The following is a 14,925-nucleotide window of genomic DNA, read 5'->3' on the forward strand; positions in this document are numbered from 1 at the left end:
CTTTCCATGAAAAGAATGCTCATCAATGCAACTCATCCCGAAGAGTTGCGCGTCGCACTGGTCGACGGCCAGCGTCTGTTCGACCTCGATATCGAATCCAGTTCCCGCGAGCAGAAAAAAGCCAACATCTATAAAGGCCGCATTACCCGCGTTGAGCCCAGTCTTGAGGCCGCCTTTGTCGATTTCGGCGCTGAGCGCCACGGCTTTTTGCCCCTGAAGGAAATTTCCAAAGAATACTTCAAGAAATCGCCGGGCCAGATCGAAGGCAAGGTCAACATCAAGGAAGTGGTCGCCGAAGGCCAGGAAGTCATCGTCCAGGTTGATAAGGAAGAGCGCGGTAACAAAGGCGCTGCCCTGACCACCTTCATCTCCCTTGCCGGACGCTACCTTGTACTGATGCCGAACAACGCCCGCGCCGGTGGTATTTCCCGTCGCATCGAAGGCGAAGAGCGGGCTCAGCTCAAGGAAGCCATGAACGACGTTCAGGTGCCCAAGTCCATGGGCATCATCGTGCGTACCGCCGGTATTGGCCGCAATTCCGAAGAACTCCAGTGGGACCTCGATTACCTGGTGCAGTTCTGGGAAGCCATCACCCAGGCCGCCGGCGAACGTAAAGCCCCCTTCCTGATCCACCAGGAAAGCAACGTGATCATCCGCGCCGTGCGCGATTACCTTCGCCAGGACATCGGCGAGGTACTGATCGATTCCAACGGTGTTTATGAGGACGTCCTGAACTTCGTCCGCGCCGTGATGCCCACGTTCGAGAACAAGATCAAGCTGTACAAGGATGAAATCCCACTGTTCAGCCGTTACCAGATCGAAGGCCAGATCGAGACCGCTTTCCAGCGTGAAGTGAAGCTGCCATCCGGCGGTTCCATCGTCATCGATCCAACCGAAGCCCTGGTGTCCATCGACATCAACTCCTCCCGTGCCACCAAGGGTCACGACATTGAGGAGACCGCACTGCAGACCAACCTGGAAGCGGCCGAAGAAATCGCCCGCCAGCTGCGTCTGCGTGACATGGGCGCCTGATCGTCATCGACTTCATCGACATGACGCCGGCCAAGCACCAGCGTGAAGTTGAGCAGAAGATCCGCGAAGCACTGGAAATTGACCGCGCCCGAGTTCAGGTCGGCAAGATCTCCCGCTTCGGACTGCTCGAGATGTCCCGTCAGCGCCTGCGCCCCTCTCTGGGCGAGACCCGCAGCGAAGTCTGCCCGCGCTGTGAAGGCCAGGGCACTATTCGTGGCATCGAGTCGCTGGCACTGAGCATCATGCGTCTGATCTACGAAGAGTCCTCCAAGGAGAAGACCGGCGAAGTTCGTGCCGTTGTTCCTGTCTCCGTAGCGACCTTCCTGCTGAACGAGAAGCGCAAGCAGCTGGCCGACATCGAAGCAGGCCAGGAAGTGAGCGTGGTTGTAGTACCGGTTCCGCACATGGAAACACCGCATTTCGAAATTCTGAGAATGCGCCAGGACGAAACCACGCCCGAGCACGTTGCCAGCCACCAGGTGGCCCAGGAATACAGCGTGCGCGAGGAAGAAGTGTTTGAAGCACCGACTCCTGAGCGCCCGGTTCGCGAACAGGCCGCTGTTAAGGCCATCCGCCCGAGCGCGCCGGCTCCCGCACCTACAGAGAAAGCCGCCGAGACCCAAGAGCAGGAAGAAGGCCTGTTCCGCCGTCTGGGTCGCAAAATCGCTGGCTTCTTCAGTGATGAAGAAACACAAACCGAAGAAAGCCGCGACAAGAACAAGGCTGCCCGCGAAGATCGCCGGAACCAGGGTCGTCAGGACCGCCGCAAATCCCGCGTAGCCCGTGACGATCAGCGCTCCGGTGGTAACAACCGCAGCGGCAGTGATCGTCGCCAGGGCGGCCAGCAAGGCCGTGGTGACGACAACCGTGGCCGTGGACGCAACCGCGGCGACGACCAGAACCGCAACGCCCAGAAACGCCCTGCAGCCGACAAGAGCGGTGAGAACAAAGGCGCTGATAACCGCGGCGGCGACAACAAAGGTGGCGATGGCCGTCGGGACAATCAGAACCGTGGTCGTGGCCAGGGTCGCAACAAGCCCCAGCGCGAGCAGAAGGAAGCGCAGGAGCAGAAGGACCAGAAAGCCCAGCAGGATACTGGCAAGAAACCAGCCAGCGCTGACAAAGGCAATTCGGCCGACAAAGGCGGCTCAGCCGAGAAAGCCCGTAAGCCTCGCCGTCAGCGTGGCCGCGATGGTTCACCGTCTGAAACTCCGGCGTCTAACCCGGCCGATCGCAAGGCTTCACGCAGCGAGAAGCACCAGAAGGACACTCAGCCTGAGCAAGCAACTGATAACGGCAAGCAGGATGTGAAAGCTGACGAAGGCCGCCAGAAGCCGCGCGATAACGCCGCACCGGAGAAGGTGGCTGACAGCAAGCCAGCCCAGGATACCGGCGCACCGAAGCAGGCCAAAGCCGAGCCCAAGGCAGAAGCTAAGGCAGAGGCTACGTCAGAGACTAAGCCAGAAGCTAAGTCAGAGACCAAGCCAGAAGCCAAGGCCGACACCGCGAAGCCTGCAGCTAAAGCCGAGAGCACCCAGCCGGCCAAGGCTGAAAGCACTCAAGAGCCGAAGGCAGCTGACAAGCCCGAGACCAAGGCGGAAGCCAAGGCCGAGCCAGCCCAGGAAGCTCCGGTGAAGCAGGCCAAGCCAGCCAAGGCTGACGAGCAAGCCAGCACTGCAGCAGCCCGTAAAGAAGCGGACAAGCCGGCAGCGAAGGCCGACACAGCCAAGCCGGCGCCAAGCCGGAAGCCAAACCTGCAGCGGAACAGAAGCCGGCAGCAGAAGCCAAGACCGCTGAGCAGAAGCCTGCCCCGCAGAAGGCCGCCCAGGAAAAAGGTGCGGACCAGAAAGCAGCAGAGCAAATGACTTCTGAACAGAAGGCCCCGGAGCAGAAAGCGCCCCAGCAAAAAGTGGCTGAAGAGAAGAAGCCTGAGCAAGCGGCTGCCAAGGCAGCCCCGGCAGAGCCGAAGGCGTCCGCTCAAAAGGAAACGGCTGCCAAGCACCCGAGCAAAAGACCGCTGAAACCAAACCCGCAGAGAAGGCTCCTGAGCCGAAGCCTGCGGCAGCAGAGTCCAAGCCGGAAACTGCCAAGCCTGCCTCTTCAGTGGCAGCAGCAGATCAGGAAAAGGCCGCAGCCGCGGCCAAGCCTGCCGCTGAGGTTCCGGTGACACCGGGCCGTGCCTACAATGATCCGAGAGAAGTCCGTAAGCGCCAACGCGCTGCGGAAGAGGCCAAGAAAGCCGGGAGTAATTAAAGAATGCTATCCAATTCCGACATTGATGCGCTGGAAGACATCCTGTTTGCCGAGCCCTGGGGCGAAGACGCCCTGGACTTCTTCGGCTTTCACGGCGTCGTCTGCGCCAGCGTGGTCGGCCCGGCAGAACTGAGCGCGGAAGAAATCTTCCGCCTCGCCACTGGCGTCCAAGCGGTGCCAGATAGCGGGGTTCCGGAAGCCTTCCGTCGCTGCGTTGAGCAACTGGCTTCGGCCATGGCCCACGCCCTGGATATGGGCCAGGCCCTCGAATTGCCAGAGCCGGAAGATGGCGACCCGATGAACGCACTGGAAAACTGGTGCGCCGGGTTTGTCGACACCTTCCTGGAGCGTGAAGAGGAATGGCTGGAAGCAGCCAGCGAGGAAGAGACCGCAGATTTGCTGGTGCCGATGCTGACGCTGTCCGGCTTGTTCGAAGACGAGGATTTCCAGAACGTTCGTAACAGCGAGAAGCTGTCACGGCAAATGGCGGATGCTATTCCGGATTCTCTGACCGACCTGTATCTGCTGTTCCACGCCCCGGATTAAGCCGGGGCGGGCACGCCCACAGGGGTTTTGAAATAATGCCAGACCGGCTCAAGCCCGTCTGGCATTTTCATTATACGGCCCAGCTCACACCAGGCAGGCCCCGGGAAGTGGAAGTCGCTGCCCTGGGAGGCCAGTAACTGTTCACGACGACACAGCTCCACCAGAAAGCCCAGATCGCCACTGGACTGGCCTGAGGTTGAAACCTCGATAGCCCGCCCGCCCGCGCGCCGAAAGTCTGCGGTCAGATCCCGCAGCTTGGTCGCGGTAAGCTGGTATTTGCGCGGGTGCGCCAGTACCGCAATCCCACCGGCATCATTGATCCACTGCACCACCTCAGACAACTCCGGCCAGTAGGCTTTTACATCACCCGGCTTACCAGCACCCAGATGGCGCTTGAAAGCCTGAGCGGGATTACTGACTACTTCTGCTTCAACCAGAACCTTGGCAAAATGCGGCCGGCCCGGCACGTCACCACCTGATGCGGCAGTCGCCCGCTCCAAAAGATCAGGTACCTTCAGCTTGCTCAGGCGATCAGCAATCATCCGCGCCCTCGCCCACCGGTTTTCATTCTGTTGCTCAAGCGCTTGCTGAAAAGCGGGATTTTCAGAATCGAAATCCAGACCAACCACATGAATGGTGCGGCTCTTCCACAGGCAGGACAGCTCGATACCGGGAATGATCTCTAGCCCCTGTTCGGCGGCAGCGTTACGCGCCTCCGCCAGGCCGGCAATGGTGTCGTGGTCAGTCAGCGCCAGATGGGTCACGCCTCGCTCCGCTGCCCGGCTCACCAGATCAGTCGGTGACAAGGCGCCGTCAGAGGCGGTGCTGTGGCAGTGCAGATCGATGCACAAATCAAGGTCTTGCGGTATAGTCACTAAAAATCCTGAATCAGGTGGTTGGCAAAGACGCCAGTTCGTCTACCAGTGTACCAGCCATGCCCTGATCGTGTGTCAGATCTTGTTGCCAGATGGACTGGCGACCAACCGGAGAGTGGAATGTATTACGCCATCATCAGCGAAGACGTTGAAAACAGCCTTCCCATGCGCCAATCCGCTCGGCCCGCGCACCTTGAGCGGCTACACGCTCTGAAAGCCGAAGGTCGCCTGCTGGTAGCTGGCCCCCACCCCGCCATCGATACCCCGGATCCCGGCGAAGCCGGTTTCAGCGGCAGCCTGGTGGTTGCCGAATTCGATTCGCTGGAGCCGCTCAGGCCTGGGCCGACGCCGATCCGTACATCGAGGCCGGGGTCTATGAGAAGGTCGTGGTGAAACCGTTCAAGGCCGTGCTGCCGTAGGCGCCGCCGGCCAGTGCATGAGTTTATTGTAATGCTGGCCCGCTTGAACGACCGACTATCTATGACAAAATTGCGCCTTTGAACAATGACCGCTTTTTAATCGTCTAACTCAGGGATCGTATCCAGTGACGCCTTTCCGCCTGCTTATCAGTGTACTTTTCGTTGTGTCCTCTGTGGCCGTGGCCCAGGCCAAAACCGTCTGGGTTGACGACCAGCTCTATCTGCCGGTTCGCGCCGGTGCCGGTACCCAGTTTCGAATCATCGAAAATGCGGTTCCCAGCGGCACACCACTAGAGGTACTGGAAACCACCGATGCCGGCTACACCCGGGTTCGCACTCCGAAAGGCACGGAAGGCTGGGTTTCCAGCCAATACCTGAGCGACGCCCCCATCGCCGCTGATCGCCTGAAGCGCGCCAACCGCGAACTTGAGCAGGCCCGCAGCGAGCTGTCCACACTAAAACAGCAGCTGTCCGAAACCACCCAGCAGCGCAACGCCCTGGAAAACGCTGAAGCCTCCCTGTCAGAACGTTCCGAAACGCTTCAGGAAGAACTCCAGCGCATCAAGAGCATTGCCGCGGATTCCATCAATCTGGAACGCCGCAACCGCGAGCTGCGTGAAGAAAACCAAAAAATCCGCAACGATCTCGAAGTACTGACCGCCGAAAACGAGCGGCTTGAGGCCAGCAAGGAATCCGATTTCATGCTCCTGGGCGCCGGCCTGGTGCTCGGTGGCGTGCTGTTGGCACTGATCATTCCGATGCTGAAACCAACAAGAAAAACCGACAACTGGGCCTGATGCATGAAGGATTATTCGGAAAAGCGCGATTTTCACCGCATGCAGGTGAATTCGGAAATTGAGATTACCGACAGCAGGGCAACCGCTTTAAGGGCGTCTGCCGTGACCTGAGTGCCGCCGGCATGCAGATCTACGTTGAGCAGCAAGTCGAGGCCGGCGAAGAGCTGCAAACCGTGCTGCACCCCAGCAGTGATCAGTTTCCACCACTGGAAACGGTGTGTGAGGTGATTCGATGCGAGCCGGACGGCAACGGCTTCTTGCTGGGAACGAATATCAGCGAAGTTACACGTTAAAAAATCACGCGCTAGAAAGTCACGCGTTAAAAAGCAACAGAACGAAAAACGGCGGCCCATGGCCGCCGTTTTTGTTTGTCCCTACCCCACGAATGGGTTCAGAACAGAAGAACCAAGCCTCAGACCAGAGGCTTCTTGGAGACGATAATGCCGTTGTTATCGGCGTAGATGTAGTCGCCCGGACGGAAGGTCACCCCACCGAAGGTCACCGGCACGTTCAGGTCACCCAGACCGCGCTTCTCACTCTTGCGCGGGTGCGTGCCCAGCGCCTGAACACCCAGAGCGGTGTTACCAATCTCATCAACATCGCGCACACAGCCGTAGATAATCAGACCGGCCCAGCCGTTACTGGCGGCTTTCTCCGCCAGCATGTCACCCAGCAGCGCGTGGCGCTTTGAAGCACCGCCGTCCACTACCATAACCCGGCCATTGCCTGGCAGGCCTACCTGCTCCTTGACCACGGAGTTGTCCTCGAAGCATTTCACGGTGACGATTTCGCCACCGAATGCCCGGTTGCCACCGTAGTTGTTGAAGCCCGGCTCGACGACTTCAACTTCCGGGAACTCATCACAGAGGTCCGGGGTAATGATATCTGCCACTGTTTGCTCTCCTTTTCCTGAAATTGATCTCAGTCGATTTTTTCATCAGCCAGGAAGAACCAGGTATCCAGAACCGAATCCGGGTTCAGGGACACGGTATCAATGCCCTGGTCCATCAGCCACTTGGCCAGATCCGGATGGTCCGACGGCCCCTGGCCACAGATACCGATGTACTTGTCGGCTTTTTTACAGGCCTGAATGGCATTCGAGAGCAGCGCCTTCACTGCATCGTTACGCTCATCAAACAGGTGCGCAATGATGCCGGAATCGCGGTCGAGGCCCAGAGTTAGCTGAGTCAGGTCGTTGGAGCCAATGGAGAAGCCATCGAAGTGCTCGAGGAACTGCTCCGCCAGCAGAGCGTTGGCCGGCAGCTCGCACATCATGATGACGCGCAGGCCGTTCTCGCCACGCTTGAGGCCGTTTTCCGCCAGCAGGTTAACCACCTGCTCGGCTTCGCCCACGGTGCGCACGAACGGCACCATGACTTCCACGTTGGTGAGGCCCATTTCGTTACGGACTTTCTTCAGCGCGCGACACTCGAGCTCAAAGCAGTCCCGGAAGGTTTCGGAAATGTAGCGGGATGCACCGCGGAAGCCGAGCATCGGGTTTTCTTCATCCGGCTCATAGAGCGTGCCGCCAATCAGGTTGGCGTACTCATTGGATTTGAAGTCGGACAGACGAACGATCACTTTCTTCGGTGCAAACGCCGCCGCCAGGGTGGAAATACCCTCAACCAGTTTATCGACGTAGAAATCAACCGGCGAGCTGTAGCCGGAAATGCGCTTTTCAACGGTCTGCTTGATGTCACGTGGCAGGCCATCAAAGTTCAGCAGAGCCTTGGGATGCACGCCAATCATGCGGTTGATGATGAACTCCAGCCGGGCCAGGCCAACGCCTTCGTTCGGCAGCGCCTGGAAGTCAAAGGCACGGTCCGGGTTGCCCACGTTCATCATGATCTTGAACGGAATGTTGGGCATGGAATCCACGGTGTTCTCGCGCAGCTCAAAGTCCAACGCGCCCTCGTAGATCATGCCGGTATCGCCTTCGGCGCAGGACACGGTCACTTCCTGACCTTCCTTCAGAAGCTCGGTGGCATCGCCACAACCCACCACGGCAGGGATACCCAGCTCCCGGGCAATGATGGCTGCGTGACAGGTACGGCCACCACGATCGGTAACGATAGCCGACGCGCGCTTCATGACCGGTTCCCAGTCCGGATCGGTCATGTCGGTGACCAGCACGTCGCCGGCTTGCACGCGGTCCATCTCTTTAATACTGGTAATGACCTTCACCGGGCCGCTGCCGATCTTGTGGCCGATACTGCGGCCTTCGACCAGCACCTTGCCGGTTTCGTTCAGCAGGTAGCGTTCCATGACGTTGGCGGAGGCACGGCTCTTCACCGTTTCCGGGCGCGCCTGGACGATGTAGATCCGGCCGTCGTCGCCGTCTTTGGCCCACTCGATGTCCATCGGACGCTGGTAGTGCTTCTCGATGATCATGGCCTGCTTGGCCAGCTCTTCAACTTCCGCATCGGTAATGCAGAAGCGGTTGCGGTCTTCCTGCTCAACCTTGACGGTCTCAACGAACTCGCCGGCATCGGCGTCGGTCTGATAGACCATCTTGATGGCCTTGGAGCCAAGGTTGCGACGCAGTACCGATGGCCGGCCGTCTTCCAGGGTCGGTTTGTGAACGTAGAACTCATCAGGGTTAACAGCACCCTGAACCACGGTCTCGCCCAGGCCATAGGAGGCGGTCACAAAGACCACATCGCGGAAGCCGGATTCGGTGTCCAGGGTGAACATAACGCCACTGGCTGCGGTTTCACTGCGCACCATTTTCTGGATACCGGCTGACAGAGCCACCAGCTTGTGATCAAAGCCGTGGTGCACACGGTAGGAAATGGCGCGGTCGTTAAACAGGGAGGCAAACACTTCCTTCACCGAGGTGCGAACCTGCTGCAGGCCCACGACGTTCAGGAAAGTTTCCTGCTGGCCGGCAAACGAGGCATCGGGAAGGTCTTCTGCCGTGGCGGACGAGCGCACGGCAACGGCCATGTTGTCATTGCCGGCCTGAAGAGTGGCAAAGGATTCTTTCAGTGCGTTCTCGAGCACATCGGGAAAATCGGTATCGATGATCCACTGACGAATCTGGGCACCCACGCGGGCCAGTTCGTTCACATCGTTCACGTCCAACGCATCCAGGGCGTTGTCGATCTTGTCCTTCAGGCCGTCGGTGGCCAAAAATTCACGGTAGGCGTGGGCGGTAGTGGCGAAACCACCGGGAACGGTCACGCCTGCGTTGGCTAGATTACTGATCATTTCACCGAGAGAGGCGTTTTTGCCACCCACCCGGTCAACATCCGACATTCCCAGGTGATCAAACCAGATAATGTAATCTTCCAAAGCACGTCTCCCTTGAGTCTGTAAAGCAAAGAGCATAACCGGGCCAGCGGTATCTAGCGGTAAAAGCAGGCAATATCCACTGCGGAGTCTCGAACTTGGCGTGTATGATACTGTAACCTGCGGCAATTACCTAGGGAACACGCCAAATACGGAACCGGACGAGACACCATGAAACGCACTGCTTTCTTTATTTCCGATGGCACCGGCCTCACCGCCGAGGCGCTCGGCCACAGCCTTCTGGCCCAGTTTGAGAAAATCGATTTTGAGCGCGTGACTGTGCCCTACATCGACGATGAGGAAAAGGCCACCGAGATGGTGACCCGCATTAACAAAGCGTCAGAAATCGACGGTGCCCGTCCGCTGGTGTTCGACACCATCGTTAATCGCGACATCCGGGAGATCATGCTACCGCCGAAGGTTTCATGATCGACATCTTTGGCACCTTCCTGAATCCGCTGGAGCAGGAACTGCAGTCCTCGTCGTCTTACACCGTGGGGAAGTCGCACTCCATCAATAACGAAGGCAGTTACGAGCGCCGCATCAATGCCGTGAACTTTGCCCTCGACAACGACGACGGCGCGCGCACCCGACACTACGATGAGGCCGATCTAATCCTGGTGGGCGCATCCCGAAGCGGAAAAACCCCAACCTGCCTCTATCTGGCGCTGCAATACGGGGTCAAGGCCGCGAACTACCCGATCACCGAAGAGGATCTGTCGGACCAGTTGATGCCTGCAGCCCTGAAGCCGCACAAGGAGAAAATTTTCGGCCTGACCATCGAGCCCGAACGGCTGGCGACTATTCGCAACGAGCGCCGCCCGAACTCCCGTTATTCGTCCATCAAACAGTGCATGCACGAGATCGAGGAAATCGAGCTGATGTACCGGCGCGAGCGCATCCCCTACCTCAACACCACGCTTATTCGGTGGAAGAAATTTCGACCCGGATTATGGTAACCACGGGCCTGAAACGGAACCGCTGAGCCAAGCCGGCACAAAGTCGACGCATAAAAAAAGAGGGCCATCTGGCCCTCTTTTTTTCGTTGTGGGTACTTCACACACCCGCAGCGGCTTACATTTCTTCTATCGCCAATCCCAGCTGTTCCGCTACGTCGCGGTTGTCCGGGTTGGTTACCACGGCCGTGCTGGCATTTTCCGGCACCAGCCAGGTGGCGGCCACACGCTTGATGGCGTCCAGCGTTACCGCCAGCACACGCTCACGGAACCGTGCGCGCTGCTCCGGGCTACGGCCAAACAGCTTGTTATGGAAGGCATGGCGAGCCGCACCCGCCGGAGAGCGTGGGCGGTCGAGCTGGCCAATAACGCCAAGGATGGACTCTTCCAACTCCTGCTCGTCGTGCTCCGCTTCCTGCAGCCACTCCAGAGACTTGTCGAAGTCCTCCAGCGTTTCCGCCAGGCGCGGATCCCGGTACGAGAAGAACCGGAAGGTACCGTTTACGCTGTCCTGACCGGCACCGCCGCCGTAGGCGCCGCCTTTCTCGCGGATGGCGCGGTGCAGGTAGCCATTTCGCAGGAAACCACCCAGTACCGTCAGTGCGGCTGCATCGGGATGATCCACCGGCACAGTGCGATAGGCCTTGGCACAGAAATTCACCTGGGTGGAAGTCAGCCACGCCTCACGGGTGGTGTAGTCGACCGGCTCCATTGTCCAGTTGGTCGTTTCAGTGCTCGCCTCGCCCTGCCAGCAGGACTTCAAGTCGTCGACCATTGCCGGCAACTGGGCTTCCTCGCCAATCACCAGGAACTCACGGCCCTGATTGCGAATCTTGTCGTGCAGCGCCGCCAGCTTGTCGCAGAACGCAGCCAGCTCTTTCGGATCCTTCAAGGCCTGATCCAGCTGCTTGGTGCCGCGAATACCGGCAAGACCACCCAGCCGGAACGACAGCCAGGAACCCGCCCATACCCTGAGACGCTGCGCCCATGGCCAGGGCGTGACCGCTGCCGGTTACTGCCTGCTCGCGACGGGCGCGAATCTGGGCAATGATTTCACGAATCCGGTCGGTTTCATCAAATCGGGCACTGGTGTACACATCCCGCAGCAGACGGGTAAGTTCACTGCGGTTGCGGGCCAGGGCCTTGCCGTTGAAGACCAGGTAACCGGTCAGATCCTGAACGTCGTCGACGCGGCCCTTGGCAGTGAACGAAGCGCCGATACCGCCGGATTCGGCCGAAATGCGGTCCTGCATCTGCAGGTAATCCAGATCACCACAACCCACTTCCGAAATCAGCGTGGTGTAATACGGCACCAGCAACAGCTCTTCTTCCGTCAGTTCCGGTACAGGCACAACCACCTGCTCGTACACTAGGCCATTGGTGCCCCGGGCGAAAACAGTCGCGGCGATGTCGCCATCGTACTGGCATTCCGGCTCCGGCATCTGCAACGGCACATCGGTCAGATCTACCTTGGGCAGGATCGAGTCGTCGTCCTTGCGCATCTGGCGCTCTTCCAGCGCCTGGGCACGATCGACGATCTGCTTCACTTCGTCGTCGGTCAGTTCGGCCTTGCGGCGCGCCAGAGCCTCGGTGATGGCCTGCTGGCGATGTCCTTCGAGCTTCTCATCCGGGCGTAGGGTCAGGGTGACCCGATGCGGATTTTCCAGCAGCTTCTTGCGAATCAGGCTGGGCACGTACTGCGGATCGCGGATTTTCTCGCGCAGGGTGGCCAGTACCGGCTCCAGATCCAACAGCTCCACCGGATCGCCGCCGTGCACCATCGGTGAGATGGCGGTCATGATCAGTTGCAGACCGTATGGGAACTGGTCACCGGCAATTTCACGCTGGTGCAGTTCCAACTGATGCAGGATGGCTTCCAGACGCTCTTCGCTCACGCCCTCTTCCGCCACTTGCAGCAACGTGCTTTCAATCAGCGCTTCAAGATCCTTGTGCTTCTCCGGCTCACTACCTTCGATGCCGCAGACAAACGTCATTTCGCGGTTGGAATCTTCCAGCCCGCACATGGGCGACGGGGCATGGCCCAGATCGGTGGTTTCCAGCGCACGCATCAATGGCGAGGCACTGTTCTCCAGCAGCACTGCCGACAGCAACTGCCCTTCCAGGTTTTCCTGCAGATCAAAGCTGTGGCCAAGCAACCAGCCCATCACAATGTGGGTCTTGTTGTCGGTACCCTCACCCTCGTTGACGGCATAACCCTGCTCTACCCTAACCGGCGAGAACATGCGTTTCTCATCGCGCACCGGCAGCTCAATATCCAGCCGATCGAACCGCTTCAGCGCCAACTCTTCAAAGCGCTCATGATGCTCATGGGCCGGAATGTTGCCGTAGGTAGCAAAGATGGCGTTGCTCGGGTGGTAATGGTGACGGTAGAACTTCACCAGATCGTCATAGCTCAGATCCACAATATGATCCGGCTCGCCGCCACTGTTGTAGTGGTAGGTGGTGGTCTGGAACAGATGGCTGCTCAGGTTCTGCCACAACTGTGAGGTAGGCGAACTCATGGCGCCTTTCATTTCGTTGTAGACCACACCCCGGTACACCAGATCGGTCTTGGGATCGTTCGGGGTATCAAACTCCAGGCGGTGACCTTCCTGGGCAAAGTCCAGCGGATCCAGCTTGGAGAAGAACACGGAATCCAGGTACACCGACAACAGGTTGTCGAAGTCCTTCCGGTTCATGCTGGCAAACGGGTATGCGGTCCAGTCGCTGCTGGTGAACGCGTTCATAAAGGTGTTCAGGGAGCGACGGATCATCATGAAGAACGGGTCACGAACAGGATAGCGCTCACTGCCACACAGAGCGGTATGTTCCAGAACGTGGGCGACACCGGTGGAATCCATCGGGAAAGTCCGCAACGCGACGAAAAACACGTTCTCGTCGTTGTCGGCCGCCAAATGCAGGTGACGGGCGCCGGTTTTCTTGTGCCGATACTCTTCAATGTCGAGATTGAGGGTGTCAATCCGGTGACTGCGAAGCTTTTCAAAGGCGGGATGAGTTGCGTTGTCGATCACTGCAGCCATTCAAACTATCCTGTCTTTAACGATTAGAGACTTGTAGGGTAACACGTAGTATCGATTATCATGCACAGTCCAGCAGCGACAAGGTAACCGGCGTTCCATGACAACCTATTCCCCCCACACCCGAGCGGTGGATGCACCTGAAGTCGCGGCCTACTGGGCCGAGCGCCGTCGATACCTCGAGCGTGTGCGCAAAGTACCCGAGATCAGACAGCGTTTCTGGCGGGAAGTTGCCATTTACCTGCTGCGCCGGTTGCTGTGGTCGTTCGGATTCTTCCCGATTTTCATCGCCTTCTGGATTCCGTTTGTGCTGTCGAGCTTTAATCCGGTGGTGATGGCAGCCGACCTGATCCCACTGTTACAGGATTTCGTCGATTCCAACCCCGAAGTCCAGGCCACCACCATCAGCACCCTTGCCATTGCATGGGCCTCCATTGGCTTTATCTTCCTGGTCTTCGACTTTGTACTCACTCCGTTCCGCTCACCTTATGAATACGAAGCCGATGTCTACATGAGGTCATGGGAACAGCTCAATGTTGACCAGCTTCCGGACAAAATGTGATTTGTCCTGCATTCTCAAAAACTCCAAACACTTTGTGTTACATAAGCATGCACGCACTGGGTAAGATGCAGAGAGGTAATAAGAATTCTAAATCTGCTGGTCCAAGAGGTTCCCCATGGTCGATTTCAGACCGCTGCTTTTCATCAATGCCCTGGCCCTGATGCTCCTGGTTACTGCCGGCTTTGCGTCGGTGCATGATGAGATAGATAGCGGCACCGCACTGACACCACCGACCATACCCCAAACCCTCGCTGCCCAAGCGCCCCAGTCAGCCAAACCCGCTAAAACCGCCAAAGCTGCAAAGCCGGAAACGCCACTGACACCGCAGCCAGAGGCTGAGCCGGAAACTGCTAAAGCCGAATCCTTCCAGGTGCCACCCATGCCGGAAGACCCAACCCAGCTTGCGGTCGCCGAGCCTCCCGCTACGCTGACCACCCGACCTGACTTCAACCCGGACCAACCGGCGCCAGCCCCGGCAACTGGGTCACTGGTGTTGCGCTCGAACGTGGTAGGAGACCAGGTCATCATCAATGGCAAGGACTACGGCGCCACCCGGCTGGACCTCGATCTGAAGCCTGGCACTTATGACGTCACCATCACCAAGCCCGGCTACCAGGCCTGGAGCCGCAAAGTGGCACTCGAGGCCGGCAGTGAACTGACTCTGGTGGGCGAACTGATTGCCTACACCACCGTCAATTTCAAGAACGGAACCTGGATTGGCGGCGTGAAAACCGGCGATGGCACCTACCAGAATAAAGACGGCCTGCGCTACGAAGGCCACTTCGTGAACGGTAAGTTTGATGGCGAGGGCACCGCTTGGCACCCGGACGGCAGCCGCTACGACGGCGACTGGAAGAATGGCCAGCACCATGGCCAGGGCACCTGGCGCAGCGCAGAAGCGCCCGTTATGCCGGAGAGTTCCGCGCCAACCAATTTAACGGCAAGGGCACCCTCACCATGGCCAACGGCGACATCCTCACCGGCCACTGGAAAGATGGCCACCTGAACGGCCACGGCTCACTGACCACCGCAGACGGCATGCTCTATGTCGCGCGTTCCGGGATAACGAATTTCATGGCCGAGGCTCCCTCACCTACCCCGACGGCCGCCATTACGAAGGCGAATTTTCCAATGGCGCGTTCCACGGCTCCGGTGC

Annotated in this window: 8 protein-coding genes and 7 pseudogenes; 11 read left to right on the top strand and 4 right to left on the bottom strand. The window is 58.8% G+C overall.

The window, feature by feature from the left end; all coding sequences use genetic code 11:
* Positions 1 to 6: 6 nt before the first annotated feature.
* The 3 genes and pseudogenes from rne to AU14_RS14190 form a co-directional block, all read left to right on the top strand.
* Positions 7 to 2,090: pseudogene (gene rne, locus AU14_RS23950) on the top strand (ribonuclease E); the annotation flags it as partial.
* A gap of 1,045 nt (positions 2,091 to 3,135) precedes the next feature.
* Entirely contained in the window at positions 3,136 to 3,285 is a 150-nt protein-coding gene (locus AU14_RS23955; protein ID WP_179944704.1) for a hypothetical protein, read from the top strand.
* Positions 3,286 to 3,288: 3 nt separating this feature from the next.
* Positions 3,289 to 3,831, top strand: coding sequence for a YecA/YgfB family protein (locus AU14_RS14190; protein WP_041341816.1), 543 nt, complete (start codon positions 3,289 to 3,291; stop codon positions 3,829 to 3,831).
* Here AU14_RS14190 and AU14_RS14195 read toward each other — a convergent pair.
* Positions 3,828 to 4,706 carry a PHP domain-containing protein gene (locus AU14_RS14195; protein WP_041341818.1) on the bottom strand — a complete coding sequence of 293 codons (879 nt, stop codon included), beginning with the start codon at positions 4,704 to 4,706 and terminating at the stop codon, positions 3,828 to 3,830. The two genes, AU14_RS14190 and AU14_RS14195, sit on opposite strands and share 4 nt — an antisense overlap.
* A 120-nt stretch (positions 4,707 to 4,826) precedes the next feature.
* Between AU14_RS14195 and AU14_RS14200 the strand changes: the two are divergent.
* The 3 genes and pseudogenes from AU14_RS14200 to AU14_RS21940 all read left to right on the top strand — a co-directional run bounded on the left by AU14_RS14200 (position 4,827) and on the right by AU14_RS21940 (position 6,215).
* A pseudogene (locus tag AU14_RS14200) lies at positions 4,827 to 5,125 on the top strand (YciI family protein).
* 125 nt (positions 5,126 to 5,250) lie between these two features.
* Positions 5,251 to 5,922 carry a TIGR04211 family SH3 domain-containing protein gene (locus AU14_RS14205; RefSeq protein WP_041341821.1) on the top strand — a complete coding sequence of 224 codons (672 nt, stop codon included), beginning with the start codon at positions 5,251 to 5,253 and terminating at the stop codon, positions 5,920 to 5,922.
* Positions 5,923 to 6,044: 122 nt separating this feature from the next.
* Positions 6,045 to 6,215 (top strand): PilZ domain-containing protein, encoded by a 171-nt coding sequence (locus AU14_RS21940; RefSeq protein ID WP_236744098.1) that lies wholly within the window; start codon positions 6,045 to 6,047, stop codon positions 6,213 to 6,215.
* Between the two features lie 119 nt (positions 6,216 to 6,334).
* Here AU14_RS21940 and rraA read toward each other — a convergent pair whose 3' ends face one another.
* Both rraA and ppsA read right to left on the bottom strand, forming a co-directional pair.
* The gene (gene rraA, locus AU14_RS14215) at positions 6,335 to 6,814 is read right to left on the bottom strand and encodes a ribonuclease E activity regulator RraA (protein ID WP_041341824.1); all 480 of its coding nucleotides are present in this window, start codon (positions 6,812 to 6,814) and stop codon (positions 6,335 to 6,337) included.
* A 29-nt stretch (positions 6,815 to 6,843) separates the two neighbouring features.
* Entirely contained in the window at positions 6,844 to 9,216 is a 2,373-nt protein-coding gene (gene ppsA / locus AU14_RS14220; RefSeq protein WP_041341827.1) for a phosphoenolpyruvate synthase, read from the bottom strand.
* Positions 9,217 to 9,384: 168 nt separating this feature from the next.
* Between ppsA and ppsR the strand changes: the two are divergent.
* Positions 9,385 to 10,198 (top strand): annotated as a pseudogene (gene ppsR, locus AU14_RS14225) (posphoenolpyruvate synthetase regulatory kinase/phosphorylase PpsR).
* 89 nt (positions 10,199 to 10,287) lie between these two features.
* Here the strand turns inward: ppsR and AU14_RS14230 are convergent.
* Positions 10,288 to 13,210 (bottom strand): annotated as a pseudogene (locus AU14_RS14230) (insulinase family protein).
* Positions 13,211 to 13,307: 97 nt separating this feature from the next.
* Here AU14_RS14230 and AU14_RS14235 point away from each other — a divergent pair.
* The 4 genes and pseudogenes from AU14_RS14235 to AU14_RS21960 all read left to right on the top strand — a co-directional run.
* Complete coding sequence (locus AU14_RS14235; RefSeq protein WP_041341829.1) at positions 13,308 to 13,769, top strand: hypothetical protein; 462 nt, start codon at positions 13,308 to 13,310, stop codon at positions 13,767 to 13,769.
* 379 nt (positions 13,770 to 14,148) lie between these two features.
* Positions 14,149 to 14,637: pseudogene (locus AU14_RS21950) on the top strand (PEGA domain-containing protein); the annotation flags it as partial.
* Positions 14,586 to 14,783, top strand: a pseudogene (locus tag AU14_RS21955) (hypothetical protein); the annotation flags it as partial. The pseudogenes AU14_RS21950 and AU14_RS21955, both read left to right, overlap by 52 nt.
* A pseudogene (locus tag AU14_RS21960) lies at positions 14,756 to 14,917 on the top strand (hypothetical protein); the annotation flags it as partial. The pseudogenes AU14_RS21955 and AU14_RS21960, both read left to right, overlap by 28 nt.
* Positions 14,918 to 14,925 lie beyond the last annotated feature (8 nt).

The organism is Marinobacter similis, from assembly GCF_000830985.1.
GTDB classification, from domain to species: domain Bacteria; phylum Pseudomonadota; class Gammaproteobacteria; order Pseudomonadales; family Oleiphilaceae; genus Marinobacter; species Marinobacter similis.

Coding starts and splice junctions, on each gene's coding strand:
- AU14_RS14190 (WP_041341816.1), top strand. CDS start 3,289: ATGCTATCCAATTCCGACATTGATGCGCTGGAAGACATCCTGTTTGCC.
- AU14_RS14235 (WP_041341829.1), top strand. CDS start 13,308: ATGACAACCTATTCCCCCCACACCCGAGCGGTGGATGCACCTGAAGTC.
- AU14_RS21940 (WP_236744098.1), top strand. CDS start 6,045: ATGCAGATCTACGTTGAGCAGCAAGTCGAGGCCGGCGAAGAGCTGCAA.